This window comes from uncultured Microbulbifer sp., assembly GCF_947489355.1.
Lineage (GTDB): Bacteria > Pseudomonadota > Gammaproteobacteria > Pseudomonadales > Cellvibrionaceae > Microbulbifer.
The window spans coordinates 29,081-54,750 of sequence record NZ_CANLDD010000014.1; the positions used below are offsets into that span (position 1 = coordinate 29,081).

The following is a 25,670-nucleotide window of genomic DNA, read 5'->3' on the forward strand; positions in this document are numbered from 1 at the left end:
TTGTATATATTTGGGCACGTCTGTGCCCATTTTTTTGTCCAGGCAGGATCGTGGCCGAACTCTGAGTCGGCAGAAGGTTTTGTAGACAATGGCGGGTAAACAATTGCCCTGATTCCGCTGCTATTGATTAGGAGTGACAATATGGACCTGCGTCCAGTGTTTATCAGTGTTCTTATCGCCACCATCGGTCTTGCCGGTTGTGGGAAATCCACCAACGATAGGTCCCACGCGCTATCCGTGGATGAAGCGGCGGCGCCCCCTAGCAAGGCGGCCGCTTTTGGTAAAGCGGCCTATGTCCCGGCGCCGAAATTGGATATTCCCTACCATAGGGAAGTGCTGTCCAATGGTCTAACGGTGATCGTGCATGAGGACCACAAGGCCCCGGTTGTATCCACCAATATCTGGTACAAGGTGGGCTCCAAGGATGAGCCGAAGGGGAAAACCGGGTTTGCACATCTGTTTGAGCACCTGATGTTTAACGGCAGCGAAAATCACCCAGGCGAGTACTTTGAGCCCTTCCAGCGTTCCGGTGCCACGGATATGAATGGCACCACCAACAATGATCGCACCAATTATTTCGCCACGGTTCCCAAAGGTGCTCTGGATATGGCGCTGTGGATGGAGTCGGACAGGATGGGCCACTTCAAGGGCGCGATCACCCAGGAAGTGTTGGATGAGCAGCGCGGTGTGGTAAAAAACGAGAAGCGACAAGGTGAAAATGCCCCCTACGGTAAAGCCTTCGACATCATCGCCAAGAGTACCTTTCCCGCCTCCCACCCTTACTCCTGGACACCCATCGGCTCTATGGCAGATCTTGACAATGCCAGCCTGGAAGACGTGAAAACGTGGTTTGCGGATCACTACCAGCCGGCAAACGCCACCCTGGTGATTGCCGGCGACGTCACTGTTGATGAGGCTATGGCCAAGGCGCGCAAGTATTTTGGCGATATACCCAGTACGGGCGCGCAGCCGCGTATCAAACGCTGGGAATTGCCGGCTCAGGTCAAAAAACGCGAAGTGGTCTACGACCAGGTGCCACAAACCCGTATTTACAAGGTTTGGAATGTACCGGCGGTTGGCAGTGAAGAGGAGCACGCGCTCGAATTGATGACATCATTGTTGGCAAATCGGAAGAATTCTCTGCTCTATCGCCGCCTGGTACGAGATGAGAAAGTCGCCACCAGCGTGAGCGCCTTCTACTACGGGCGTCAGCTGGCCGGGCAGCTCTTTATTATTGTGGATGTAAAACCCGGGCAGTCGGTCGATAAAGTCGAAAAACTGTTGAACAAGGAATTGCGTGCATTTGCAAAAAATGGCGTGAGTACAGAGGACCTGCGCCGGGTTAAGCAGGGGGAGTTTGCCGGCCTTGTAAAGGGTCTGGAAAAAACTGGCGGCTTTGGCGGCAAGAGCGATATCCTGGCCCGCTCTGAATTTTACTTTGACGATCCCGGTGCCCTGTTAAAGGGAATCGAGGAATACGCCCGGGTTTCCGCGCTCGAGGTACAGGATGTGGCGCAGCAGTGGTTGAAGGCGGATGCTTACACCCTGATTATCGAGCCCCAAAAACAATATACTGCCGACAGTGAGGGTGCGGATCGCAGCCACTTACCTGAGGTGGATAAAACGGTCGAACTGGAATTGCCGCAACAGCAGGCGTTCACCCTCAAAAACGGACTGAAGGTGGTTTTGGCCGAGCGCCATGACACACCGGTAGTGTTGATGAACCTGCAGTTTCGCAGTGGCGCGGCGGCGGACAACAGCAAACCCGGCCTGGCCTCTGTCGCTGCACAGATGCTGAGCGAGGGTGCTGGTGACTTGGATAGCCTGGCATTCAGTGCGCGGGCGGAAGAGCTGGGCGTGAATATCGGCGGGGGCAGCGGGCTGGATTACAACACCATCAGTATGAGTGCGCTCAAGTCGCAATTGGCCCCGTCTCTGGAGCTTTTTGCGCAAGTGGTGACCGAGCCGCAGTTCCCGGAATCCGATCTAGAGCGGGTCAAGTCCAATCGCCTGGATAGGATCGCTCAGGAAAAGGCCCAGCCGCGGGGGCTTGCCCTGCGGGAGCTGCCGCCACTGTTGTTTGGTGCTGGACACCCCTACAGTTCACCCTTGACCGGTTCTGGTACCCCAGAAGGAATCAGCTCCATTACCCGTGAAGACCTGGTGCAGTTCCAGAAAACCTGGGTCAGGCCGGACAATGCCACCCTTACTGTTGTTGGCGATGTGACAGAAAAGGAGCTGGAACCCCTGCTGAATGGTACCCTGGGCGGCTGGAAAGCGCCCGAGGCAGAATTACCAGGTGTTGAGCTTGCAAAGGTGGCGCGCCCGAACAAAGCGCGGGTGTATCTGCTGGACCGCCCCGGCGCGCAGCAGAGCTACATCATGGCGGGGCTGGTCATGCCCCCCTGGCAACCCCAGGGCGCTGAGGCTTTCGATGCGATGACCAATACTATCGCGGGTAAGTTTACCTCCCGGGTCAATATGAACCTGCGCGAGGACAAACACTGGTCATACGGTGCCCGCGCAGTGTCTATGGATACGGAAGGCCAGCGCCCTTATATCCTGTTCGCGCCCGTGCAAACTGACAAAACGGCTCCCGCGATCAAGGAGCTTGTGAAAGAGTACCGGGACTACCTGGATAAACGCCCGATCACAGAGAAGGAGTTGGAAGACTATCGTAACGATGAGGTGCTCAAGCAGAGCGCACGCTTCCAGACCAAGGGGCAGTTGCTTTCCAGTATTAACTGGCAGCTAGAAAAAGGCCTGCCGGAAGACTATATTGCCGAGTATCCCCAGCGAGTTGCCGCCCTCAATCAGGAGCAGGTGGTGGCTGCCGCGAGGGAATTCCTCGCTCCAGAGCAGTTTACCTGGGTAATTGTGGGAGACCTCGACAAGATTCAAGGGGAAGTGGAAGCCCTGGACATCGGGCCTGTAGAGGTACTGCCCGCCAGGGATTGACACCCCGGAAGGGTCATCGCCCCTTCAGAATAGGTGGGGGCGATGACCAATTTGAATAGTTTTACACCCCCCCCCGCTTTTATTCCGCCATTTAGGTGTTAGTGCAAATCGACCCTCAGGCGTTGAAACTGGGGCGTTGTTTGAGCTGCTCGCGCCAGCGGATCAGATGAGGGTGCTTTTCGGCATCAGGGCGCAGGTTTTGCACCTTGCCGAAATCCAGACCACAAACCATACCGATGTCTGCTACAGAAAAATAATCACCCACCAGATACTCGTGGTCGGAAAGGTGGTCGTTCAAGACACCCATAAACTGCATTGCGTGCTTACCGGCATCCTCGCCGAACGCCGGGTAGACGTTCATACGGTCTTTAAAGAAACCCGAGACATGCTGGAAGCACATCCCGACGGTCAGCATCAGATTGAAGTCGGCGCGACGGCCCCACATCTCGACCAGGGCTTTTTCCCTTGCATCCCGCCCAAACAAAGGGGGCTCCGGATGCAGCTCTTCAAAATAGCGTTGAATCGCCACTGACTCCGTGATGTGCGTGCCATCGTCCAGCGCCAATACCGGCACCTTCGTATTGGCATTCATGCTGCGAAATTCCGGGGTGAGGTTTTCCCCCTTGGCAATATCCACCTGAGCGAAGGGTATATCGAGGTCTTTTTCCGCCAGATACATGCGCACTCGACGGCAATTGGGTGCAACAGCATATTCGTAGATTTTCATTGGGGCTTCCTCTCGACTCACAGATTGCGGTAAATTGTGCGCGTTCCAATAAGAACGATACGAATCTAAGTGAGACTTGCTGGGGACGACAATGACAACAAATACCAAGTGGGGCTACCTCGCCAACCGCGCTGCCGTCGCGATAGTGTTTATCTGCATGGGATTGCCGAGCCTGCAGACTGAGGCGCAGATCCAAGCGCAGGGTACAGCCATTTACGCGGGGAAACTGTTTGACAGCAGTAGCGGAAAATTGTTGGAAAACCGCACTGTGCATATAGTGGATGGCCGGGTCGAGTCTGTGCAAAAAGGGTTTGCCAAGCGGGACCGGGAGGCTCTGGTGGACCTGCGCGATTTTACCGTATTGCCCGGGCTGATGGATATGCACAGTCACCTCACCTATGAATTTGGTCCGCAAGCCTATATGGAGTCCTATACCTGGAATCCGGCGGATTTCACTTTGCGCGGGGTGGATGCCGCCAAGCGCACGCTGCTTGCGGGCTTTACTACTGTGCGTAATCTCGGTGACCAGGATAATGTCACCGTGAGTCTGCGCAAAGCCATAGAGGCGGGCATCATTGAGGGGCCGCGGATTTATACCGCGGGCAAATCCATTGCGACCACCGGTGGCCATGCCGACCCCACCAATGGTCGCCGCTGGGATCTGATGGGTAATCCCGGCCCGGCAGAGGGTGTGATCAACGGACCGGCCAGCGCGCGACAGGCCGTTCGCCAGCGCTACAAGGAGGGGGCCGACCTGATTAAGATTACCGCTACCGGTGGTGTGTTGAGCGTGGCCAAAAGTGGACAGAATCCTCAGTTCATGGCGGATGAGCTGGAGGCAATTGTGGCCACCGCGCGGGATTACGGCTTTACTGTGGCGGTCCATGCCCATGGCAAAGAGGGGATGATGCGCGCGATTCGCGCCGGTGTGGACTCCATCGAACACGGCACCTATATGGATGAGGAAGTGATTAATCTGATGCGTCGCAACAATACTTGGTTTGTGCCGACACTGATGGCCGGGGAGTGGGTGACGGAAAAATCCGCCATTGAGGGATTTTTGCCGGACATTGTGCGCCCAAAAGCGGCCACCATCGGCCCTTTGATGCTGGAGACATTCTCCAGGGCATACAGGCGTGGTGTTAAAATTGCTTTTGGGACCGACACCGGGGTGACCCGCCACGGGGACAATGCGCAGGAATTTGTCCTGATGGTACAAGGGGGTATGACCCCTGCCGATGCGATTCGCTCAGCCACCTGGAATGCCGCGCAGCTACTGCAAGTCCAGGATGAACTGGGGAGTATCAGCGAGGGCAAGATGGCAGATATTATTGCAGTGGCGGGAAACCCGCTTGAGGATATTTCCGAATTGCAGCGGGTGCAGTTTGTGATGAAAGACGGCAGGATTTATAAAGAACCCAGCCAACCCGCCGCCGATATCTTTGTAGAGCCGGGAGCGCGCGGTTGATGAGTCCGCAATGAAACCGAACTTATCCCCATTGCGCGCGGGGCATTGTTAATTGGAAGGTGAATCCTCGGGCACTGCGGGAGAGGATGCAGGGCCCAAAAAGATCAGTCCTGTAACTCAAATACCAAGTTCAGGTTCACTGTTACCTTTATTTCCCCAGGGGCAACAGGAGTGGTCGCCTGGTCACTTTCGGCGGTCATCTGGTTGCGGCGAAGCATGACCGGGTGGGGCAGATCGCCGGTTCCATTTTCAGAAATACTCACGATTCGGCGCACCTTCATGCCGAGAGCTTTTGCATAGATGGCCGCTCGTTCCTGGGCATCCAAAAGGGCTTTTTCACGGGCCTCCGCCTGAACCGGTGCCGGCTCGCCGATCTCGAAGCTGGGGCCGTTCACCTGGTTGGCACCGGCGCTCGCCAGGTCGTCCAGCAGATTACCCAACTCGTCCAGCTTGCGCACCTTGATGCTGACCGTGTTACGCGCAGTATAACCGGCGAGTTGTGGCTTTCGATTCTGTTGATACTGGTAGCGGGGCCATAGGCTGATGCCGCTGGTTTGGATGTCTTTTTTGGCGATACCGGCTTTTGTGATGGCCGCCATCAAGGATTCCATTTGCTCGGCGTTATCGCCCATGGCTTTTTTACTGTCCGCAGCCTCAGTGACCACACCCACGGAGATGCTTGCGATATCGGGCGCCTGGCTGACTTCACCACGCGCGGCGATAGTGACCAGAGTACCCCGCTCGGCAGGTGCGCTACCGCTGCCGCAAGCGGTGACAAGCAGGGCAAGTAGTGTGACTGTGGAGATTTGTATTAACTTCATGATTTTTCCTTATCAATCGCAATGGGTTGTGAGAAACCCTGGAGTATTGGCGGGGGAGAATACAACCGCTATTTTCAAGAATAATATGTGAATTTATAGAGGTGCCCTCTAGGTTGTTTGCTCATTGGCTGATTCTCTCAAGAATGTTAGCCTCCGAGGAACCCAGGGTGATTCATACGGCCGATCTGAAAGGGATCTACACAGCAGCCACGGAAGCCGCCGCACACGCAGAGCTAGAGCGCTTCGGAGAGCGATGGGATGAGGCCTACCCGCAAATCAGTAAGTCTTGGGCGACGTACTGGCCGAACCTGATCACCTTGTTTGAGTATCCGCCGGAGATCCGAAAAGTGATCTATACGACCAATGCCGTTGAGTCACTGAATAGCGTTATACGGAAAGCAACCAGGCAACGCAAGGTGTTCCCCTCGGACGACTCTGCGATGAAAGTGGTGTACTTGGCGATGCTAGCCGCCGCGAAAAAATGGACGGTCCCGATCCACAACTGGAAGCCAGCACCGAACCGCTTTATGATCGAATTCGGTGACCGCCTCACCGATTATCAATAAGCAACTGGCAGGGACGGTTACACAGAATTATTTACACACTCGGAGTGTGCTCAAGAGCACAACTTACCACTGCTCACTAAAGACAAAGATTTTGTCGATTACTGGCACCGCTTCGGGCCACCGCCCAAGGTGATTCGTCTGGATATTGGCAACAATGTGCGAGTACGTTCCATTGAGACTTTGATGAAAACCAATAAGTCCCCGTCGTCATACTTCTCCGGCGCCTTAATCCTTTCAATTTCTTTCGCGGTTAGCTTTCCCATGCTCCTCCTATAGCTTTCCATTCCCCCCACTTGGCCCCCCACGTTATCGCGGATTCCCAAGGTAGACTTTGGATGATTTTGGAAGGAATATAACGCGCAGGCCCTGTTATTCCTAGAGCTGGGTGGAATCTATAGGGTTACATTGGAAGCCCTGTAGGCGGAAAATCATCCACCGCAAAGCGCTATAGACGTGACAACCTCAGCCACTGAAAACCTGTCGATACGTCTCATTCTCATCGTGATAGATGGCAAAGCCCAGCCGCAGCAGTTGTTGGCGCCGATCGCACAGCACGTTGCGGGCTCTAAGTGCTTTGTGCAGTCGCTCCGCATTCTCCACACTGTGGCAGTCAAAGGTGAAGAAGTGTCCATGGCCCTGCTCAAGATCATGAAAAATCAGGTTCCCCCGGTTGAGCAGGGGATGGTTAGCGTTGTCCATGCTGTGAAGAAAGCGCCGCTGTGCAGCCAGGACATAACGGTGGATTTTCCCGACTGTAATGCCCTCGCGCCGGAACAAGTCGAAAATGGCCAGCCCTTTGTACAGGCAGGAGTAATCCATGGTCGCCCCGGCAAAACGCAGCCAGTTATTTCCATAGTTGACGCCTTCCGAGCGGTTTTGCAATTCTGCCATGTCCGCAAACCAGCCGGTGTTGACCGGACGTAGGGTGCAGGGAGCGGGAATAGTCATAAAGCAAAGGCCTTCACCGGCGCCGAGATATTTGTAGGAGCCGGCGATAAAGAACACCTTGTTGGCGACTCCGTGCAAGTTGACCGGGCGCGCGAAGAAGGCGTGGTAGCCGTCGATAACGAACTGGGTACCAGCGGGCCTGCCCTCGGCGATGCGCAATAAGTCCGGGAACACCACACCCGAATCGAAAAAGACCAGACTCGCATAGGCAAGCTGGTAGTCTGCTGTCTGTAACGCCCGCTCGAAGCGCTCGGCCAGTGTGGCGTAGGGGGCTTTTGGAATCCTGGTAACTTCTATGTTGGGCAGCTCTTCCAGTCGCTCCAATTGGCGCGTGAAACTGTAGAATTCGCCATCAGTGGTCAGTATACGCAAGGGCTGGTTTTGATCGAAGGCGCTGATCAAGCGGTAGACCAACTCGTGGGTATTGGGGGCAATGGCAATTTGATCGGCATCGGGCAACTGTAGGGTGCGCGCAACAGCGTTTTGCCAGGCGGGTATTTTTTTTCCGAAGATGGTGTCCCACTTGTCATCGGCCAAGCGTGCCGCGTCGTGCCAGTATTCCTGTGCCGCATCGAGGGTGACATCCGGCCAGTAATGGTGGGAATGGCAGGCCATGTGCAGTATCGGCGGCGCGCAGATGTCGGATGGCTGTGAAAACTTGCGATAGAATTTTTTATACATTTGCATTTGACGGTGTGAAGTTGAATCATCCCTTATATCGCAATTGTATATCCGGGCAAAACGAAGGAGTAGAGGGTGAACTACCTACATACAATGGTGCGCGTGTCAGATCTGGATGCGTCTTTGAAATTTTACTGTGAAATACTGGGTCTGCAGGTGGTGAGCCGCACGGATTATGACAAGGGCCGTTTTACGCTGGTGTTTTTGGCCGCGCCGGGGGATATGGAAGCCGCCTGCGAGAAAAGGGCGCCGGTACTTGAGCTGACTTACAACTGGGACCCCGAATCTTACCCCGGGGGGCGCAATTTTGGCCACCTGGCTTACGGTGTGGATGATATCTACGGGGTGTGTCAGCGTCTGATGGAAGCGGGTGTGACCATTAATCGACCACCCCGCGATGGGTATATGGCATTTATCCGCTCACCGGACGGTATCTCTATCGAACTCCTGCAAAACGGCGAACCACTCACACCCCAGGAGCCCTGGCAGTCGATGGAAAATACCGGCGAGTGGTAGCCTGGAGTGAAGTCTTTTTGAGCAGCAGGTGAAGTGTGGATCTGTGGAAAAGTACAAGAGAAGTTTTGTGAAGCGTACCCGTTGCATTTTGCTGGCCGGCGCTACGGCAGCTCGCCGCATTCGCCAGGAAGGTTTACACCAGAAGCAGTTCTCGACCCTGGTCGGTGCCTCCGGTGGCCCCAAATGGCTGGTGATCAGTCAGTTGGACCGGGTGTTGATGGGGGAGTTTTTCAAGGGGCGGCGTGAGCCAATAGTGACTCTGGGATCCTCCATTGGCAGTTTCCGCAACTTGTGTTACGCGATGCGGGACCCATTGGCGGCATTGGAGCGCCTGGAGCACGGGTATATCAACCAAAGTTACACTTCTTCAAAGCCGACACCCAGGGAAATTACTGCCACGGGGGAACGGGTTCTGCAAAGTGTATTGGGCGAGCGCGGTGCCTGTGAGGTGGTGAAGAACCCGCTATGGCACAGCCATTTTGTCACCGTGCGGGGCCGGGGGCCCCTCGGGAGTGAAAAACGCGCCCTGCTGGCCCCGGCCCTCTTCGCTTCGGCTTTGGCTAACGCGGTGTCCCGACACAGTCTGAGCGCCTTTTGGGAGCGGGTGATATTCCACTCCGACGTCAGCGCGGCAGTGGAATTTGGCAACCTGAGCACGGTCAATGCGGCCTTGTCTGCCCGCAATGTCTGTGCCGCAGTACTTGCCAGCGGGTCTATTCCTCTGGTGATGGCGGGCGTACAAAACCCCGCCGGAGCACCGCAGGGCAACTACCGCGATGGTGGTATCACCGATTACCATTTCGATCTGCGTTTTCGCCACCCGCACGGGTTGGTCCTCTATCCGCACTTTTTCCCCTATATGGTGCCGGGTTGGTTCGACAAGGGGCTCTCCTGGCGGCGTGTGCGCGGTGATGCGATGGCATCCACGCTGCTGGTTGCACCATCTCCCGCATTTGTGGCCGGGCTGCCCGGTGGCAGGATTCCGGATCGCAGCGATTTTTACAAGCTGAATCCCACAGAGCGCATCAGGTACTGGAATCGGGTGGTGGATCTGAGCCGGGGGGTTGCCGATGATTTCCACAACATCTGGCAGAGCGGTCGGGTGGCGGATCACCTGATCGAGGTCGGTTGCGATGAGGCGCCCCATAAGCTGCAGCAGGTCAGGGCGGCGTGACTATGACGCGGGCATTTAACCCCACGCAGGAAGTGTTTCGCACCACCCAGGAGCGGGTCTATTTTCAGGTACGCGACGCGATTCTGCGCGGCAAATTTCTGCCCGGCCACGCAATCACTATTCGCGGGTTGGCGGCGGAACTGGATTGCAGCCCCATGCCTGTGCGGGAAGCGCTGAGACGCCTCACTTCCGAGCGGGCGTTGGAGGTATCGGATACCCGCCGCGTGACCGTTCCCACTATGACCCTGGAAAAGCTCGCAGAGATCTGTGCAGCCAGGGTGGTGTTGGAGTGCCAGGCTGCCGAGCAGGCCCTGCCTTTTGTGGATGAGGAAGCCCTGGAGGCTCTGTGCGAACTGGATACCCGAGTCAATATTGCACTGGAGGAAAAAGATATAGAGCAGTATGTGACGGCCAATCTCGATTTCCACTTTACGCTCTACCGCCTGGGGCGCCCTCATATCATCCTTTCTTTGATCGAGAGTCTGTGGCTGCAAACAGCCCCTCTGCAACATCTGGTGTTCCAGCGCTTCGGTGTACAGGAACTGCCCGACCGCCACAAGGATCTCCTGATGGGGGTTGCCAGGGGGGATGTTGAGCAGGTGCGCAGGGCCATTCGCCAGGATATTGAGGAGGGACTCGGCTCTATCTCTGCGGAGGAATTGCTTTAGCGAGCCTCGTATCCCACCCAGTCCCGGTGCGCCAGTGGCCCTCTTCAGTCACCTCGGGGGAGCGTTGCTCCGAAGTGCTGCATCGCGGGCTGCTACCTGCTCTGACTGTTTGGTCAAATTTTGTTTAACCTCTGTAATAGTCCCATAAGAGCCCCGTTGACGTTTAGGCAGCGGGTGAAGGTTCGATAAATCTTGCACTTCTGTGAGCCTCGCCACTAAAATGTGATCACAAAATTTAAGAGAAATGCGCTACCGGGTGGCGGCCTGTGTACAAGACCTATCCAGGTGGCTGACAGATGGCGGGATTACTCTTCATTCATTGGTGCGGGTCCATGATCTCACTCACTGGAGTGGATCTCGGCGCAAAAGACAGGAGCGGAATATGAACAAGACTGAGCTGCAACAACAGGATCGCAAACATCTGCTGCACCCTTTCACCGATTTCCACGACCTGGGTCGGCAGGGCACCCGGGTGATCACCCGTGCAGAGGGCGCCTATATTACCGATATCGATGGCCACCGCATGTTGGACGGCATGTCCGGTCTCTGGTGCTGTAATCTGGGCTACAGCCGCAGGGAAATCAGTGATGCCATTTATGAGCAGCTGAACACCCTGCCGTTTTACAACAGCTTTTTCCAGTGCACCACCGCGCCCGCCATTGAACTGGCCGATGCCCTGGCGGAAGTGACTCCGGCGGCTATCAACAACGTGTTCTTTACCGGTTCGGGTTCCGAGGCGAATGACACCAATCTACGTATTATTCGCCGCTTTTGGGATCTACAGGACAGGCCGGAGAAGCGCATTGTGATCTCCCGCAAGAATGGCTACCACGGTTCCACCATCGCCGGCGCCAGTCTCGGTGGCATGAGTGGTATGCACAAGCAGTTCCAGCCGCTGGACTACATCGAGCATGTACAGCAGCCCTATTGGTTCGCCGAGGGCGGCGATATGTCACCGGAAGAGTTTGGCATTTACGCCGCCCGGACCCTGGATGAAAAAATCCAGGAACTGGGCCCGGAGAATGTTGCGGCCTTTATTGCCGAACCGATCCAGGGGGCAGGTGGTGTGGTAATCCCGCCGGAGACCTATTGGCCTGAGGTGAGAAAGGTGTTGGGCCAGTACGATATTCTGCTGGTGATGGACGAGGTGATCTTTGGCTTTGGTCGCACCGGTGCGTGGTTCGGGGCTGACTACTATGGCATGAAACCGGACCTGATGACTTTTGCCAAGGCGGTGACCAATGGGTACTTTCCGTTGGGTGGTACTCTGGTAAATGACCGTGTCGCCGAGGTGATCAAAAGCAAAGGGGGGGAATTTACCCACGGCTACACCTACTCTGCGCACCCGGCAGCCTGTATGGCGGGCCTGGCGACCATCAACATCCTGCGCAATGAGAAGATTATCGACACTGTACGTGATGTGACCGGTCCCTATTTGGCCAAGCGCTGGGCAGAGCTGGCGGATCATCCGATTGTGGGCGAGGCCCGCAGCCTGGGCATGGTTGGCGCCCTGGAGCTGGTAAAAGACAAGCCCAGTCGTGCCCGTTTCGATGAGGATTGCACGGCCGGTGCTATGTGTCGCGACCTCAGTATTAAAAATGGACTGGTGATGCGCGCCACCGGCGATACCATGATCATCGCCCCGCCGTTGATCATCACCACCGAGCAGGTGGATGAGCTGGTGGAAAAAGCATGGCGCGCTCTGGACGGCACTGCCGCGGCACTGGCGTAAACTCGTCGTAGTGCCTCTTATGGCCGCCACCTCTGCCCGCCTCTAGCGGGCCGGGGTGGCGGCTCTAGACTGTTTTTGTGGTTTGACAGGATTATCTCAGGCAACTTATGTCTCAAGAAAAAAAATTCGCTGCTCGGCCGGACCTGCTGGCGCAATCACACCAATTCCTGGCAGAGCATGCGGACTTAAAGTGGATTGAAGGTTTTATATTCGACATCAACGGTGTGCCCCGGGGTAAATGGCTGCCCGCCGATTCGGCGCAGAAGCTGTTCAAGGGGGGCCTGCAAATGCCGCGCAGCGCCGTTAGTCTGGATATCTGGGGGCGAGATATCGAGGATAGCCCACTGGTGTTTGCCAGTGGCGACAGCGATGGCGTCTGTCTTCCGGTATCCCCAATCAGCCCGGCACCCTGGCACAGGGAGTTGACCGCTCAGCTGCATATGCAATTGCACGAGGCGGATGGTTCCGCACTCTACGCCGATCCGCGCAGCCAGTTGCAACGGGTGCTGGACAGGTTGAAAAAGCTCGGATACAGCGCGGTTTGTGCCACTGAGCTGGAGTTCTACCTGTTGCATGATGAGCTGGATCACCTGGCGCATCCGCGCCCCGTGTGTGATAACGATGCGGAACTGGTGCCCTCCACAGACGTATACGATCTGTCGGAGCTGAACGCCCAGGGGCATTTCTTCGCCGATGTCCGTGCTGCCTGTGAAGAGCAGGGTATTCCAGCGGATTCAGTGCTGTCGGAATGCGCTCCCGGTCAGTTTGAAATCAACCTGAATCACAGTGCCGATCCGCTCGCGGTTGCGGATCAAACCCTGCTGTTCAAACGTCTGTTAAAGGGTGTGGCGCGCAGTCACGGTTTGCGTGTCAGCACCATGGCAAAACCGTTTGGCAACCGGGCGGGGAATGGTATGCATGTGCATTTGAGCCTGGTTGACAGCGCTGGCAGGAATGTCTTCGACAATGGCAGTGAACAGGGCTCAGCGCTGCTGCACCAGGCGGTTGCGGGTATGCTGGCGAGCGCAAATGATGCGATGGCATTTTTCGCACCGCACAGCAATTCCTATCGCCGTTTCCAGGAGAGTTCCCACGCACCGCTGAACCTGTGCTGGGGCTACGATAACCGCACCACCACCCTGCGCATTCCAGCCAGCAGCCCGGAGGCCCGCCGCATTGAGCACCGTATCGCCGGTGCCGATGTGAATCCCTACCTGGTTCTGGCGGCGATTCTCACCGGTGTATGCCATGGGCTGGAAAACCAATTGGAACCACCGGCTCCGGTTGAAGGGGATGCCTATCAGGTTGAGAGTGAGCAGCTGATCAATACCTGGGATGGCGCACTGCAGCGTTTTGAGCAGAGCGCCCTGTGGCGTGAGTATCTCGACCCGCGCTTTGTTGCGCTGTTCCTGTTGCTGAAGCGGCAGGAGCAGGCAGAAATTGGCGCACGGGTGACCGATGTGGAATATCAGAGCTACTTGTACCGCGTGTAAGCTCAAGGCGTATTGCTATGCGTCACAGCGGTGATCAAGGCATCTTGACTAAACGGCTTTCACGACAGGGAGCGGCGGCGGATTGTGATCCTCTGCTATACCTAAATTTAAGTGCGTAATGCGCTTGCAACTCTCCTCCTGAAAGTGTGTTCAAAAAACCTGGCCCGCTATTTGGCGGGCATTTTTTATTCTACCTGCGGGTATCATGGTGCTTGTGCATCCCAGCCCAATGGCAGGTTCGCGCGCTGGCGGAGCGGGTGGGGGTGAGGGAGAAACAGAGGTTATATGTAAGGTGAGAATCTTTGTATAACTATCTGTATTTATTAAATTTATGGGTGGGATATTTATAGATTCTTTGGCGCAGAGCCCACTGCCCCCTGCGCGTTTTTTCTGTCCTGAAGTCATGTTTTCTGGCCAGCATGGCCATTGGTGTGGACTGTTTCAGCCTAGCGGTCATTTCCACCTCAGTGTATTCTTCCGCTTTAACTGCGCGGGCCCGACTCAACCGGCGTTCACAGGGATGCTGCATAAAAGACAGCGTTGATCGGTCGTTGCGTGTGGGTCCCCGAACAATGCGAATAGGGAATTTATGACCGCCTTGGGTAAGTATGCGGACGGTCCTCTGGCCGGCAAGGCTCGGCCACTCAACATATGCCTTCTGGGTTATCGCAGCCATCCACACAGTGGCGGCCAGGGAATTTACCTGCGCTACCTGAGTAAGGCACTGGTGGATGCGGGGCATGTCGTGGATGTTATCTCGGGCCAACCTTATCCGCAGTTGGATGAAAGGGTAAGGTTGATCGAGATGCCCGGGCTCAACCTCTATGAGGCTGAGCACCCCATCCGGGCCCTCAAGGCGAAGCATCTGCTGTCCTGGACGGACTTCTTCGAATGGTTGAGCAAGCTCACCGGCGGGTTCGCAGAACCCTATACCTTTGGCCGCCGGGTGGTCAGGTACCTGCGCAGATGTGGCCGTCACTACGACATAGTGCACGATAACCAGTCGCTTTGTTATGGCCTGCTGGAGATTGAAAAAAGCGGTTTGCCCGTTGTGGCCACCATTCACCACCCCATCACACGTGACCGGCAACTGGCCCTGGATGCGGCGCCGGACTGGCGTTTCAGGTTATTGGTGCGCCGTTGGCATAGCTTTCTGAAGATGCAGACCAAGGTCGCGCGCAAACTACGTCACATCGTGACAGTGTCGCGCCAGTCGCAACGGGATATTGTCGAGCTGTTTGGTGTGGCACCCGAGCAGGTACAGCTGATTTACAATGGCATTGATACGGAGATATTCAAACCGGACCTGCAGGTGCAGCGCCGGCCGCTACGTATTATGACGACGGCGTCGGCAGACCAGCCACTCAAGGGGCTGCGGGTGTTGTTGCTGGCCCTGGCCGAGTTGCGCAAACAGTTCACCGATGTGGAATTACTGGTGGTGGGCGCGATGCAGGCGGGCGGTGCCACCGAGCAACTGCTGCAAAGCCTGCAGTTGCGCGATTCGGTACAGTTTGTTTCCGGCATTTCCATTGAGGAGCTGGTGGATTACTACCGCAGTGCCACTGTCGTGGCCTGCCCGTCCCTCTACGAAGGGTTTGGTCTGCCTGCGGGAGAGGCGATGGCCTGTGGCACACCGGTGGTTTCGAGTGATGGCGGCGCGCTTCCGGAGGTGGTTGGAGATGCCGGCATCCTTGTGCCGGCCGGCGACAGCAAAGCGCTGGCGGAAGCCCTTGGCAGGGTGTTGTCCCGTGAAACCCTGCGGGTTGAACTGGGTGCACGGGGTAGGGCCCGGATTGAAAACAGCTTCTCCTGGAATCTGGCCGCAGAGAATCTGGTGGCGTATTACCGCGAAATCCTGGGTGAGCCCCCCGTGTCCCAGAACAGTGAGTGCGGTTTGGCGACGAACACTATCCGCGGTGTGGAGGCCGCTTGATGATTACAGTGGCTCCGCAACACTTGAACCTCCGTCCCGGTCAGAAGGTGCTTGATCTCGGATGTGGAGAAGGGCGTCACTGCATCCACCTGATGATCACCGATGCGGTGGATGTTTATGGCATCGACCTCTGCTTTGACGATGTGCGCACTGCCAGTGGGCGTGCTGAATCATTTAGCAGCCCCGAATACGCAAAAGGGCGCCTGTTATTCGGCGTTGCCAACGGTCTGCAATTGCCTTTTGCAAACGCTTGCTTTGATGTGGTGATCTGCTCTGAGGTATTGGAGCATATCGGGGAATATCAGGCGCTTCTGGCGGAAATCGATCGGGTGCTGAAACCCTCGGGTATTTTCGCCGCCACTGTACCGGCTTACTTCCCCGAATGGCTTTGCTGGCAGCTCAGCGATGCATACCACCAGGTGGAGGGGGGCCATATCCGTATTTTTCGTGAGCGTGAACTGCGCGAAAGTATTGAGGCCCTGGGACACCGCTATTTCGCTCGTCACAAAGCCCACGCCCTGCACGCCCCTTACTGGTGGCTAAAGTGTCTGTTCTGGAACAAACCGGAATCCCGCCTGGTCGCCGCTTATCATCGGTTGCTGGTGTGGGATCTAATGAAACAGCCCGTGGCCACCCGCGTTGTGGAAAAACTGCTAAACCCGGTACTTGGCAAAAGCCTCGCACTCTATTTTGTCAAGGCCCACCGGGCCGTGCGGCAGTTGCCGGCAGGAGTAAAAAGCCCGTGAGTGAGCTGGAGGCTTTTCCGCTTAACCCTGCAGGGTTATTCCCAAACGGCTTTGTGCAAGACAGCGCAGCCTATATCCTTTCCCAGCAGCAGCCCGACGGTGCTATTCCCTGGTTTAAGGGAGGCCACGCCGACCCCTGGGACCATGTAGAAGCGGCCATGGGACTGGCGATTGCCGGTGAGTTGGCCGCTGCAGAAAAAGCCTACCAGTGGCTGGCGGATACGCAGTTGGAGGACGGCAGCTGGTGGGCGGCCTACAAGGATGGCGCAATAGAAAACCAAGAGCGCCGCGAGAGCAATTTTGTTGCCTATGTTGCCACCGGTATCTGGCATTACTACCTGATCAGCGGTGATAGGAAGTGCCTGCATCGTTTTTGGCGGATGGTGGAGCGTGCCATTGAGTTTGTGCTGGGCCTGCAAACCGAACACGGTGAAATCCATTGGGCGGTGGATACTGAGAGCAAACCCAAAGAGGATGCCCTGGTTACCGGTTGCTCTTCCATTTACAAGAGCCTTGAGTGCGCGATCAATATCGCCCACCGACTGGGGGTTTCGCGCGCGCATTGGGAGTCGGGCCGCTTTGCCCTGGGCAATGCCTTGCGCAACAGCCCCGAGCGCTTCGACCGCACCTGGGCTTCCAAGGCGCGCTTTTCCATGGATTGGTTTTACCCGGTGCTTTGCGGTGCTGTCTCCGGCGCGGCGGCCCGTGTGCGTCTGCAGCAGCGCTGGGAGGAGTTTGTGGTGGCCGGGTTGGGTTGCCACTGTGTCAATGACGAGCCCTGGGTGACAGTGGCCGAATCCTGTGAATTGGCCATGGCGCTACTGGCCACCGGGCAGCGCGCCCGCGCCGAAGTAATCTATCGGGGGCTGCACCGCTGGCAGGACAGTGACGGCGGTTACTGGACAGGGTATGTCTATCCCGATGATGCGGTTTGGCCGGAGGAGAAAACCACCTGGACGGTGGGGGCGATGCTGTTGGCTGCCGATGCACTTGCCGGTCTGACACCGGCGAGCGGGCTCTTTACCACTGTGTCCCTGTTGTCAGAGACGGCGCAAAATACCCAGGGTGTCCACTGTCTCGACCAGTTCGAACTGAGCGGAAGCCAGGGCTAGTTTATAAATATCGTAGGGTGCCTGCCCCCCATAGGCTGGGTCGGGGAAGATATCGTGGATGGCGAGGTAACCGCCCGGGACTATGTGGCGTGACCAGCAGCGGTAGTCGGTCATCGCCGCTTCCAGGGAGTGGCCACCGTCGATAAAGACGAGGCCCAGAGGGGTATTCCAGCAGCGCGCCGCAACCGACGAAGGCGCCACAATGGGAACCACCCAATCGTCCAGTGCAGCGGTACGGATATTTGCGCGGAAGCTGCCAAAACTGTCCATCATTTGAATGTGATCGTCAAACAGCTCCGGATCATGGTATTCCTCTCCGCGTTGATGCTCTTCGGAGCCCCGGTGGTGATCCACGGCAAACAACACGCTGTTGGTCAGTTTGCAGGCCGCGGCCAGATAAACGGTGGATTTACCGCAATAGCTACCGACCTCCAGGCAGGGGCCAAGGCCACTGGCCTCCGCGGCGAGATGATAGAGGGCCTCCCCTTCCTGGGCTGCGAGGAACCCCTTAATGGCTCGAGTATCAATGGATAGTCTAATGGTCATGGAGAAAGGCTTTCTATTTGTTGTGGTCCGAACACTAAACCCCGGCATCCGCAAAAGCAATTGCGATTTGCTTTGCTGGTGCTGACCTCAAATGGACGAAACCTGAATTTAAACGATGCGCAAAGATCACAGACCCTATTGGCTAAAGCGCTTGCAGCTGCGCTGGCGCACGTGGCGTACCGAGCGTTACCTGCTTCCGCAGTTCGATGCTGTGGGGGTTGAGCCGGAGGTCATGGACCCTGCCTCGGTACAGGTATTTGGTGCAAATATTCGCTTGGGTCACTACCCCCATTTAATTTCCAATGCGGAAAAATGCATACGCTTCACCACTTTTGGCCACAGGGGGCGCGAGGCATTCATTACCATTGGAAACTATGTACTGATTTCTCCCGGAGTGCGGATCTCCGCGGCGCACTCCATAGAAATTGGCGATGCCTGCATGCTCGCTGCCAACGTGTATATCTCTGATTCCGACTGGCATGGTATTTACAATCGCACGCGGCCTTTTCGCTGCACAGCGCCGGTGCGGCTGGGCAATAATGTCTGGATCGGCGATAGTGCGACCATTTGCAAAGGGGTTAGCATCGGCGATCATTCTGTGGTGGGTGCCGGTAGCATTGTCACGCGGGATGTGCCGGCGAATATGGTGGTCGCCGGCAATCCGGCGAAGCCGGTGAAAACCATCGATCCCAAACGGCGGATGATCACCCGCGAGGCCCTGTTTACCGACGCTTTCCGCCAAACCCATAACCTGGAGGAACTGGATAAAATGCTGTTGCAGGGCAACAGCCTGCGCGGCTGGTTGCGCGCGTTGTTTTTCCCTCGGCGTGGTGATTGAATGGTTTTTTGCTCCAAGATGTGAACTGATGAAGAAAAGAAAAAGTATTGTGCTCATTGGGATGCCCGGTGCCGGGAAAAGCACTCTGGGCGTTTTGCTGGCCAAAGAGATGGCTCTGGATTTTGTCGACACCGATGTGTTGATTCAGGCCCGTAAAGGCAAAACCCTGCAACAGATTATCGCGGAGAGTGGCTATCTGAACTTGAGGAGGATTGAGGGGGAAATTATTGCCAGTGCCCATTTGCCCAGGCATGTGATCGCAACCGGCGGTAGCGCTGTGTACAGCGATGCGGGTATGGCAAACCTGCGTAGCCTCGGTGCGGTCGTGTTTCTGGAGTGCTCGGCAGAAGCGCTGCGCCGCCGTATTCACAATTACGAAAGCCGCGGTATCGCCAAGGCACCGGGGCAAACCTTTGAAGCGTTATTTTTAGAGCGCCAGGCGCTTTACAGGCAATATGCGGATATGACGGTACGCTGTGACGGTTTGACCATGCAGGAAGTGCTGGAGCAGCTGATAGAGGCGCTAAAGGCGCGGGGTTAAAACACCTGGGATACCCCCGGTCAATCGGGGTTGTCAGCCATTGGAGAGCAGCGCTGATAGCCCCGGAACAGTGGGGCTCTCTTTTGAACCCCTTGCCTGCCTTGTTTATAGAGGCAGTTGCGTGGTGTATTTCACCTGTTTCAAGGCAAAGGTGGAATTGACCGAAGCCACATTGGGCAGGTGGACCAGCGAGCGCTTTAAAAGCTGCTCATAATGCTCTACGCTGTCGACGACTACGCGCAGCACATAGTCCTTGTCCCCACTGGTCGAGTAGCATTCAACCACTTCTTGAACGTCCTGTACTGCCGATTCGAAACTGTTCAGGGATTCTTCGTCGTGGTTGTGAATCGTGATATAACAGTATACTGTGACCCCTAGGTCTAGCTTGCGGGGGTCCAGCAGGGTAACACGGCCGCGGATAATGCCTTCTGCCTCGAGCCTTTTAATGCGCCGCCAGCAGGGGGTGTGGGAGAGACCGACCTTGTCGCCGAGTTCCGCCATGGAATAATCGGCGTTTTCCTGCAGTGCACGCAGAATCTTGCGGTCGAAGTCATCCATGTCTGTCAAGCGCTTCATAAAGACTCCTATCCTATAAATATTTTTATAATCGAAATTTTCATCATAAATTTACGCACATTTGTGTAAATAAAGCAATGCCCTGTTGCGCCTAACGAACTAGTATGGCCCGACCAGCTTGTCTCGGGACGGGTGCTGTTGCTGATTGCCCGCCCGCGGATGCTGGTGTGGACCACAATGGCGATATTTGTTTGCCGACTAGAGGCAATTCAAAAAATAATGACTCATAGCCCAAAACGGGTTTTACACAGAGTGAATGAGCGGAAATTAGGTGTATGACTGATAAAGAGACCCGTTCCCAGTGCGCGGAGCTTACCCAGGCAAGAAAACAGATCTCCCTGGAAGACCGCTATACCCTCCTCGAGGGCCGTGTGCTGCTCTCCGGGATACAGGCGCTGGTGCGCCTGCCGATTGACCAGATGCGCATGGATCAATCCCGCGGCCTCGACACTGCCACTTTTATTTCCGGTTATCGCGGCTCTCCACTGGGGGGCTACGATCTACAACTGTCTCGAGCCAAAAAACTGCTGGAGCAGCACAATATCCGTTTCCAGCCCGGCGTCAATGAGGAACTGGCGGCGACCGCTGTGTGGGGGTCCCAGCAGGTGGGCCTGTTCGAGGGTGCCGAGGTGGATGGCGTTTGCGGCATCTGGTACGGCAAGACCCCGGGGGTGGACCGCTCTTGCGATGCCTTCCGTCATGCCAATGCAGCGGGCTCCTCTCCCAAAGGGGGCGCCCTGATCGTGTCCGGTGATGACCACGGCTGCAAGTCCTCATCCTATCCCGGTCAGTCGGAATTCGCCTTTGTGGATATGCATATCCCGGTACTGAATCCCGCCACTGTACAAGAAGTGCTGGATTACGGCCACTACGGGCTGGAGCTGTCCCGCTTTAGCGGCTGCTGGGTGGCAATGATTACCCTGGCGGAAAATATGGACAGTGCCGCCACGGTGGAAGTGGACCCGCGGCGCGTAGCGTTCATCTATCCGGAGATCGAGCGCCCCGATGGCGGCTTGAACATCCGCAAGCAGGACAACCCCCTCGCGCAAGAGGAGCGCCTGTGGCGTTACAAACGACCGGCAGCCCTCGCATTTGCCCGCGCTAATCACTTAAACCGGGTGGTGTTGGAGAATCCCGAGGCCACGCTGGGTATTGTCACCACAGGCAAGGCCCACCTGGACCTGATGCAGGCCTTTGAGGATATGGGCATCGATGAGAAGAGGGCCCGCCAGATCGGAATCCGGATTCTCAAGGTGGGCATGACCTACCCCCTGGATGTACCCGGTATCCAGGCATTTGCCCGCGGCCTGGATACGCTGCTGGTGCTGGAGGAGAAGCGCAGCCTGATGGAAGTGCAGCTGAAAGAGGAGCTGTACAACGTACACCAGAAAGATCCCCACTTTCCGCGTATTCTGGGCAAGGTGGACGAACATGATCGACCGCTGATGCCGGCTTACGGAGAGCTGTCGCCGGCTATTATTGCCCAGGTGCTGGGTGCTGTGCTGGGTGCTGACAGGCTGGGTGAAGGCGGCAAACACCGCTTGATGCGCCTCAGTGCCTTGGCCCAACGTATCTCCCGGCAGGCGGGTTCCAGTGTTTCGCGCCTGCCCATGTTCTGTGCCGGTTGCCCCCATAACCGTTCCACCAAAGTGCCGGAGGGCAGCCGTGCCCTTGCCGGTATCGGTTGCCACTATATGGCCCAGTGGCTGGATCGTGAGACCTATACCTTTACCCAGATGGGTGCCGAGGGTGTCAACTGGGTGGGGCAGGCACCATTCACTCGCGAAAAACACGTGTTTGTGAATCTCGGTGATGGCACCTATTTCCATTCCGGCATTCTGGCGATTCGCGCCGCTGTCGCCGCCGGGGTCAATATCACCTACAAAATCCTGTTTAACGACGCTGTAGCAATGACCGGTGGCCAGCCCCACGACGGCGAGCTGTCACCGGATATGATCTGCCGACAGGTACTGGCGGAGGGGGTGCAGAAGGTTGTACTGGTGATGGATAACCCCCAGAAATATCGTGGTGTCCTGTCCTTTCCCGCCGAGGTTGAGATACGCCACCGCGATCACCTGCCAGCGGTAATGGAAACACTGCGGGAACTTGAGGGCTGTTCCATCATCATTTATGACCAGACCTGTGCCACCGAATTGCGTCGCAAGCGCAAGCGCGGCCTGTTGCCTCAGGCCGAGGGTCGTCCATTTATCAACGAACTAGTCTGTGAGGGCTGTGGCGACTGTGTGCAGCAGTCCAGCTGTATAGCCGTGGAGAAAGTCTCCACTGCACTGGGTGACAAGCGCCGGGTCAATCAGACCGGTTGCAACCAGGATCTGTCTTGCATCAATGGTTTCTGTCCGTCGTTTGTCACTGTGAAAGGGGGGCGCCTGGCCAAAAATGCCGGAGTGGGGGATCGGCTCTGCACCGAAGCGGAGAAACTCCCTGCGCCACAGCAGCCCACACTGGAGGTTCCCTACAATTTCCTGGTGACAGGTGTGGGTGGTACCGGTGTAGTGACAATCGGTGCACTGCTGGCAATGGCGGCCCATATCGAAGGGACGGCTTGCAGTACACTGGACCAGACCGGCCTGGCGCAAAAGGGCGGTGCGGTTTACTCCCACATACGCTTTGCCGCGCGGCCGCAAGCGCTGCAAGCGGTGCGTATCTCCGACGGCCGTGCCGATGCATTGATGGCCTGCGACCTGATAGCCGCGGGTAACCTGGCCGCCTGTCTAAGCAAGCTGGACGAAACCCGCAGCCGCGCCGTGGTGAACACCCATTTGAGTCCGACTGCTGCGAGTGTATTGGGGCGGGAAGAGGTGCATTCGCCCCAGGCGATTCTGGATACCCTGAGCAGCGCAGTCAGTGCGCTGGATTCCGTTGCAGCGCACCGGCTCACCAAATCCGCACTTGGCGATACGCTTGCCGCCAATATCTTTATGTTGGGTTTTGCCTGGCAAAAAGGGTTATTACCGCTTTCCCAGGCATCGCTACAGCAGGCCATCAAGTTGAACGGTGTTGTTGTGGAAGGCAACTTGCAAGGTTTTGCAGCAGGCCGGCTTGCCGCTGCAAACCCCCGGGCTCTGGAAGGGCTTCTCGCCAGTGAGCAAGCGCCAGTGGCATTTCCGCAAGGGCTGCAAGAACTGGTTGCCCACCGGGTTGAACATCTCACTGGCTACCAGAATCCGAAACTGGCGAAGCGCTATCAGAACCTGGTAGACCAAGTGAGCGCCGCAGAAGCCCTCATCTTGCCCAAAAGCCAGGCACTTGCGGAAGTGGTTGCTCGCAACTATGCCAAGCTGCTGGCCTATAAAGACGAGTATGAGGTTGCACGACTGTATACCGACGACCGTTTTATCCAGTCACTGCAGGAGAATTTTAGCGGGGACTTTAATCTGGAGTTCAACCTGGCCCCGCCACTTTTGGCCCCCTTTGACAAAGTGCTGAGACGGCCTCGCAAGATGAAATTTGGCGGTTGGATGTTTAAAGCCTTTGCCGTTTTGGCCAAACTGAAATGCCTGCGCGGCACAACCCTGGATGTGTTTGGATATACTGCCGAGCGCAGGGAGGAGCGGGCCCTGATCGCCGACTATGAGCAGCTGGTTAACAAGGTCGTGCGTGAGCTAAGCGGCCAGAACCACAGTGCAGCCCTTGAATTGCTGGGCTACCCGGATGTGATCCGCGGTTATGGCCCGGTAAAAGAGGCTGCTGTGCAGGATGCGCAGCAACGGCGCGCCATGGCGCTCAACCGGTTTGAAAGCCCCGAGGGTGATAACGACCTGGCGGCCGAGGTGGCAGTATTCGATCCCGCCAGAGCGCAGCAAGCGGGGTAGGCCATGTGCATCAGGGGTTTGGCACTGGCGGTTATTTGCCGCGCCGGTATATCGGTGTTACCCCTGTTGCAGCCGGTGAAATTGCGCGCTCTCCCTGTTGTCCTGGCACAGCGCCTTCAGATACAGAGTCCGGCAAGCCGATAGCTATTCAATGATCGTCAGAGTTGTTCCAGCTTGTATCCTGCCTGTTCAAGCAGTCGGATCACGCCCTTTTCACCCACCAAGTGGCCCGCTCCCAGGATCACAAATAGAGAGGGGTAGTTGGGCGCGTTAGTCGCGATCCAGGCTGTCATCTTTTCGTTGCGTTGGAAAAACAAAGCGTCGAACAACGGTTTGTAGTCCGGGTTTTCTTCAAGTCCCTGCAGAACAATCAGGCGGTTGAGGGCGTCGATATCGCCGGTTTTCCAGGCACGGGTGATTTGCGGCAGTAAAGAGGAGATATCCTCCAGTTGCTCCAGGGTCCGCTGGAGCAGCAATGCTGGATTCTCCAGGCTGTTGAGCAGCTCGACTTGTTGCAGTACCCCTTCGAGTTCCAATACCGCCTTGCCGTCCTGTTTGGCTTTTTTGAGAAAGTGCCTGTCGATGCCCCATTCGGGTTTCAGGCCGTGGGCATGCATTTCAATCATGCCCATGGAAGCCATGGCAATGGCGGGGCGCTGGCGAATAAACAGGGCTTCGGGCATGTTGTGTTTGCGTATCCAGCCCTGCAGCTGTTGGTACAGTTCCGGGGGCAGATCATCGCGCAGGCTCCGATCACCCTGGTAAACCGACGCCATCATGATTTTCTGCTGCAGCAGCATATCGCTCTCGGCAGCGGTGATATCGGCCTCAACGGCAATGGTATCGCTGTTTGAATAGGCTTCTTCTATCTGAGCGCGCAGGGGGTAGAAATCCTCAGTCGCCAGATGAATGGAGCCGAGCAGATAGACAGTTTTGTTCTCTCTGGTAGCCTTCCAGAAGACGCCTTTGTCTGCCTCAGCTGCCGACACAAGCCCGGCAAACAGGAGGAGAGCAGCAGCAATCGAATGGGCTAGATAGCGATGAAACATGTCATTTTCCTGATCTTATCTAAGTCAACACATGTTAGCACTCTGCCTTCACGCTTTATACTGCGGCCGATGAGGTCTCTATCGGGGGGAATGGTGTTGCAGGTTTTGAAGGGATTGGTTCTTTCGCGGGATCATCTGAGAGATGTATTAAAAGTTAAAGTGCCCGTTTAGTGAGGCAAAATCAAACCCGGGGTTGGGATTATTGGTATAAGCATTAGAAAAATGGCTGTAACGCAGAGACAAGGTGTGGCCACTGGAAAAGCGATACCCCAATGCAAAGTGTAAGGCGAAATTGAGCTTTGTACTGAGTTGGATATCACCAAAATTCCTGCGACTCAGGTAGGAGGCGCCAACACCGGCTTCAGCAAAAGTGCCGCTGGGCTCATTGCGTGGATACCAGCGTAGCACCGGCTTGATTTCAACAATATTCTGTTGTTGGTTTTCGTTGTGGTGTGCCAGGCGCAGGTAGGAGTAACTTCCCTGTCCCCACCATTGCCAAAGATTGCTTGCATTGCCGGATGAGGCAAAGAGATAGGAATAATTCACGCCCGCCATTTCCGCAGCGGAAATGGAATTTCTCTGTAGCAGAGCCTTTCCCAGCCCCTTGCCGGCACTGACAATCAACTCCTGCTCAGCAAAAACAGTTGGGGAGATGGAAAACCCGCAAGTGGCGAGAAGTATACAATTGATCACTCCGGTGCAATGCGCACTTACGGCCATAGATTTACACATAACCTCAGGTAG

Annotated in this window: 20 protein-coding genes and 2 pseudogenes; 15 read left to right on the forward strand and 7 right to left on the reverse strand. The window is 56.3% G+C overall.

Annotated features, from left to right (window positions below):
* Nucleotides 1-141: 141 nt before the first annotated feature.
* A complete protein-coding gene (locus Q1A48_RS08260; protein ID WP_299943330.1) occupies nt 142-2,958 on the forward strand; it encodes a pitrilysin family protein in 2,817 nt (938 codons plus the stop codon).
* Nucleotides 2,959-3,073: 115 nt separating this feature from the next.
* Here Q1A48_RS08260 and Q1A48_RS08265 read toward each other — a convergent pair whose 3' ends face one another.
* On the reverse strand, nt 3,074-3,685 hold the full coding sequence (locus Q1A48_RS08265) for a glutathione S-transferase family protein (RefSeq protein WP_299943333.1): 612 nt from the start codon (nt 3,683-3,685) through the stop codon (nt 3,074-3,076).
* 91 nt (nt 3,686-3,776) lie between these two features.
* On the opposite strand from Q1A48_RS08265, the gene Q1A48_RS08270 reads away from it, so the two are divergent.
* Nucleotides 3,777-5,153, forward strand: coding sequence for an amidohydrolase family protein (locus Q1A48_RS08270; RefSeq protein WP_299943335.1), 1,377 nt, complete (start codon nt 3,777-3,779; stop codon nt 5,151-5,153).
* Nucleotides 5,154-5,257: 104 nt separating this feature from the next.
* On the opposite strand, the gene Q1A48_RS08275 is transcribed toward Q1A48_RS08270, so the two are convergent.
* Nucleotides 5,258-5,974 carry an SIMPL domain-containing protein gene (locus tag Q1A48_RS08275; RefSeq protein ID WP_299943338.1) on the reverse strand — a complete coding sequence of 239 codons (717 nt, stop codon included), beginning with the start codon at nt 5,972-5,974 and terminating at the stop codon, nt 5,258-5,260.
* A gap of 176 nt (nt 5,975-6,150) precedes the next feature.
* On the opposite strand from Q1A48_RS08275, the pseudogene Q1A48_RS08280 reads away from it, so the two are divergent.
* Together Q1A48_RS08280 and Q1A48_RS21785 are read left to right on the forward strand one after the other, a co-directional pair.
* Nucleotides 6,151-6,540 (forward strand): annotated as a pseudogene (locus Q1A48_RS08280) (transposase); the annotation flags it as partial.
* Nucleotides 6,541-6,594: 54 nt separating this feature from the next.
* Nucleotides 6,595-6,816 (forward strand): annotated as a pseudogene (locus Q1A48_RS21785) (DUF5615 family PIN-like protein); the annotation flags it as partial.
* 186 nt (nt 6,817-7,002) lie between these two features.
* Here Q1A48_RS21785 and Q1A48_RS08285 read toward each other — a convergent pair.
* On the reverse strand, nt 7,003-8,169 hold the full coding sequence (locus Q1A48_RS08285) for a hypothetical protein (protein ID WP_299943341.1): 1,167 nt from the start codon (nt 8,167-8,169) through the stop codon (nt 7,003-7,005).
* 75 nt (nt 8,170-8,244) lie between these two features.
* On the opposite strand from Q1A48_RS08285, the gene gloA reads away from it, so the two are divergent.
* The 8 genes from gloA to Q1A48_RS08325 all read left to right on the forward strand — a co-directional run bounded on the left by gloA (nt 8,245) and on the right by Q1A48_RS08325 (nt 17,543).
* The gene (gloA, locus tag Q1A48_RS08290; protein ID WP_299943344.1) at nt 8,245-8,685 is read left to right on the forward strand and encodes a lactoylglutathione lyase; all 441 of its coding nucleotides are present in this window, start codon (nt 8,245-8,247) and stop codon (nt 8,683-8,685) included.
* 67 nt (nt 8,686-8,752) lie between these two features.
* Nucleotides 8,753-9,859, forward strand: coding sequence for a hypothetical protein (locus tag Q1A48_RS08295; RefSeq protein ID WP_299943347.1), 1,107 nt, complete (start codon nt 8,753-8,755; stop codon nt 9,857-9,859).
* 2 nt (nt 9,860-9,861) lie between these two features.
* Nucleotides 9,862-10,527 (forward strand): GntR family transcriptional regulator, encoded by a 666-nt coding sequence (locus Q1A48_RS08300; protein ID WP_299943350.1) that lies wholly within the window; start codon nt 9,862-9,864, stop codon nt 10,525-10,527.
* A gap of 382 nt (nt 10,528-10,909) precedes the next feature.
* Entirely contained in the window at nt 10,910-12,259 is a 1,350-nt protein-coding gene (locus Q1A48_RS08305; RefSeq protein ID WP_299943353.1) for an aspartate aminotransferase family protein, read from the forward strand.
* 107 nt (nt 12,260-12,366) lie between these two features.
* Complete coding sequence (locus Q1A48_RS08310) at nt 12,367-13,752, forward strand: glutamine synthetase family protein (RefSeq protein WP_299943356.1); 1,386 nt, start codon at nt 12,367-12,369, stop codon at nt 13,750-13,752.
* A gap of 589 nt (nt 13,753-14,341) precedes the next feature.
* The gene (locus Q1A48_RS08315) at nt 14,342-15,685 is read left to right on the forward strand and encodes a glycosyltransferase family 4 protein (RefSeq protein ID WP_299943358.1); all 1,344 of its coding nucleotides are present in this window, start codon (nt 14,342-14,344) and stop codon (nt 15,683-15,685) included.
* Nucleotides 15,685-16,431, forward strand: coding sequence for a class I SAM-dependent methyltransferase (locus tag Q1A48_RS08320; RefSeq protein WP_299943361.1), 747 nt, complete (start codon nt 15,685-15,687; stop codon nt 16,429-16,431). Before Q1A48_RS08315 ends, Q1A48_RS08320 begins: the two co-directional genes overlap by 1 nt.
* A complete protein-coding gene (locus Q1A48_RS08325) occupies nt 16,428-17,543 on the forward strand; it encodes a prenyltransferase/squalene oxidase repeat-containing protein (protein ID WP_299943363.1) in 1,116 nt (371 codons plus the stop codon). Before Q1A48_RS08320 ends, Q1A48_RS08325 begins: the two co-directional genes overlap by 4 nt.
* Here Q1A48_RS08325 and Q1A48_RS08330 read toward each other — a convergent pair.
* Nucleotides 17,472-18,089: a class I SAM-dependent methyltransferase gene (locus Q1A48_RS08330; protein ID WP_299943365.1), complete on the reverse strand. Its 618-nt coding sequence runs from the start codon at nt 18,087-18,089 to the stop codon at nt 17,472-17,474. The two genes, Q1A48_RS08325 and Q1A48_RS08330, sit on opposite strands and share 72 nt — an antisense overlap.
* A 115-nt stretch (nt 18,090-18,204) precedes the next feature.
* Between Q1A48_RS08330 and Q1A48_RS08335 the strand changes: the two genes are divergently transcribed.
* Nucleotides 18,205-18,927: an acyltransferase gene (locus Q1A48_RS08335; RefSeq protein ID WP_299943368.1), complete on the forward strand. Its 723-nt coding sequence runs from the start codon at nt 18,205-18,207 to the stop codon at nt 18,925-18,927.
* Nucleotides 18,928-18,955: 28 nt separating this feature from the next.
* Nucleotides 18,956-19,468 (forward strand): shikimate kinase, encoded by a 513-nt coding sequence (locus Q1A48_RS08340; protein WP_299943370.1) that lies wholly within the window; start codon nt 18,956-18,958, stop codon nt 19,466-19,468.
* 105 nt (nt 19,469-19,573) lie between these two features.
* On the opposite strand, the gene Q1A48_RS08345 is transcribed toward Q1A48_RS08340, so the two are convergent.
* Nucleotides 19,574-20,044 carry an Lrp/AsnC family transcriptional regulator gene (locus tag Q1A48_RS08345; protein WP_299943373.1) on the reverse strand — a complete coding sequence of 157 codons (471 nt, stop codon included), beginning with the start codon at nt 20,042-20,044 and terminating at the stop codon, nt 19,574-19,576.
* Nucleotides 20,045-20,319: 275 nt separating this feature from the next.
* Here Q1A48_RS08345 and Q1A48_RS08350 point away from each other — a divergent pair, with 275 nt between their 5' ends.
* On the forward strand, nt 20,320-23,877 hold the full coding sequence (locus Q1A48_RS08350; protein ID WP_299943376.1) for an indolepyruvate ferredoxin oxidoreductase family protein: 3,558 nt from the start codon (nt 20,320-20,322) through the stop codon (nt 23,875-23,877).
* A 158-nt stretch (nt 23,878-24,035) separates the two neighbouring features.
* Here Q1A48_RS08350 and Q1A48_RS08355 read toward each other — a convergent pair whose 3' ends face one another.
* Together Q1A48_RS08355 and Q1A48_RS08360 are read right to left on the reverse strand one after the other, a co-directional pair.
* Nucleotides 24,036-24,926, reverse strand: coding sequence for a TraB/GumN family protein (locus Q1A48_RS08355; protein WP_299943379.1), 891 nt, complete (start codon nt 24,924-24,926; stop codon nt 24,036-24,038).
* A gap of 147 nt (nt 24,927-25,073) precedes the next feature.
* Nucleotides 25,074-25,646 (reverse strand): acyloxyacyl hydrolase, encoded by a 573-nt coding sequence (locus Q1A48_RS08360; RefSeq protein ID WP_299943381.1) that lies wholly within the window; start codon nt 25,644-25,646, stop codon nt 25,074-25,076.
* Nucleotides 25,647-25,670 lie beyond the last annotated feature (24 nt).

Coding starts and splice junctions, on each gene's coding strand:
- Q1A48_RS08260 (WP_299943330.1), top strand. CDS start 142: ATGGACCTGCGTCCAGTGTTTATCAGTGTTCTTATCGCCACCATCGGT.
- Q1A48_RS08265 (WP_299943333.1), bottom strand. CDS start 3,685: ATGAAAATCTACGAATATGCTGTTGCACCCAATTGCCGTCGAGTGCGC.
- Q1A48_RS08270 (WP_299943335.1), top strand. CDS start 3,777: ATGACAACAAATACCAAGTGGGGCTACCTCGCCAACCGCGCTGCCGTC.
- Q1A48_RS08275 (WP_299943338.1), bottom strand. CDS start 5,974: ATGAAGTTAATACAAATCTCCACAGTCACACTACTTGCCCTGCTTGTC.
- Q1A48_RS08285 (WP_299943341.1), bottom strand. CDS start 8,169: ATGTATAAAAAATTCTATCGCAAGTTTTCACAGCCATCCGACATCTGC.
- Q1A48_RS08300 (WP_299943350.1), top strand. CDS start 9,862: ATGACGCGGGCATTTAACCCCACGCAGGAAGTGTTTCGCACCACCCAG.
- Q1A48_RS08305 (WP_299943353.1), top strand. CDS start 10,910: ATGAACAAGACTGAGCTGCAACAACAGGATCGCAAACATCTGCTGCAC.
- Q1A48_RS08310 (WP_299943356.1), top strand. CDS start 12,367: ATGTCTCAAGAAAAAAAATTCGCTGCTCGGCCGGACCTGCTGGCGCAA.
- Q1A48_RS08315 (WP_299943358.1), top strand. CDS start 14,342: ATGACCGCCTTGGGTAAGTATGCGGACGGTCCTCTGGCCGGCAAGGCT.
- Q1A48_RS08320 (WP_299943361.1), top strand. CDS start 15,685: ATGATTACAGTGGCTCCGCAACACTTGAACCTCCGTCCCGGTCAGAAG.
- Q1A48_RS08330 (WP_299943365.1), bottom strand. CDS start 18,089: ATGACCATTAGACTATCCATTGATACTCGAGCCATTAAGGGGTTCCTC.
- Q1A48_RS08335 (WP_299943368.1), top strand. CDS start 18,205: ATGCGCAAAGATCACAGACCCTATTGGCTAAAGCGCTTGCAGCTGCGC.
- Q1A48_RS08340 (WP_299943370.1), top strand. CDS start 18,956: ATGAAGAAAAGAAAAAGTATTGTGCTCATTGGGATGCCCGGTGCCGGG.
- Q1A48_RS08345 (WP_299943373.1), bottom strand. CDS start 20,044: ATGAAGCGCTTGACAGACATGGATGACTTCGACCGCAAGATTCTGCGT.
- Q1A48_RS08350 (WP_299943376.1), top strand. CDS start 20,320: ATGACTGATAAAGAGACCCGTTCCCAGTGCGCGGAGCTTACCCAGGCA.
- Q1A48_RS08355 (WP_299943379.1), bottom strand. CDS start 24,926: ATGTTTCATCGCTATCTAGCCCATTCGATTGCTGCTGCTCTCCTCCTG.
- Q1A48_RS08360 (WP_299943381.1), bottom strand. CDS start 25,646: ATGGCCGTAAGTGCGCATTGCACCGGAGTGATCAATTGTATACTTCTC.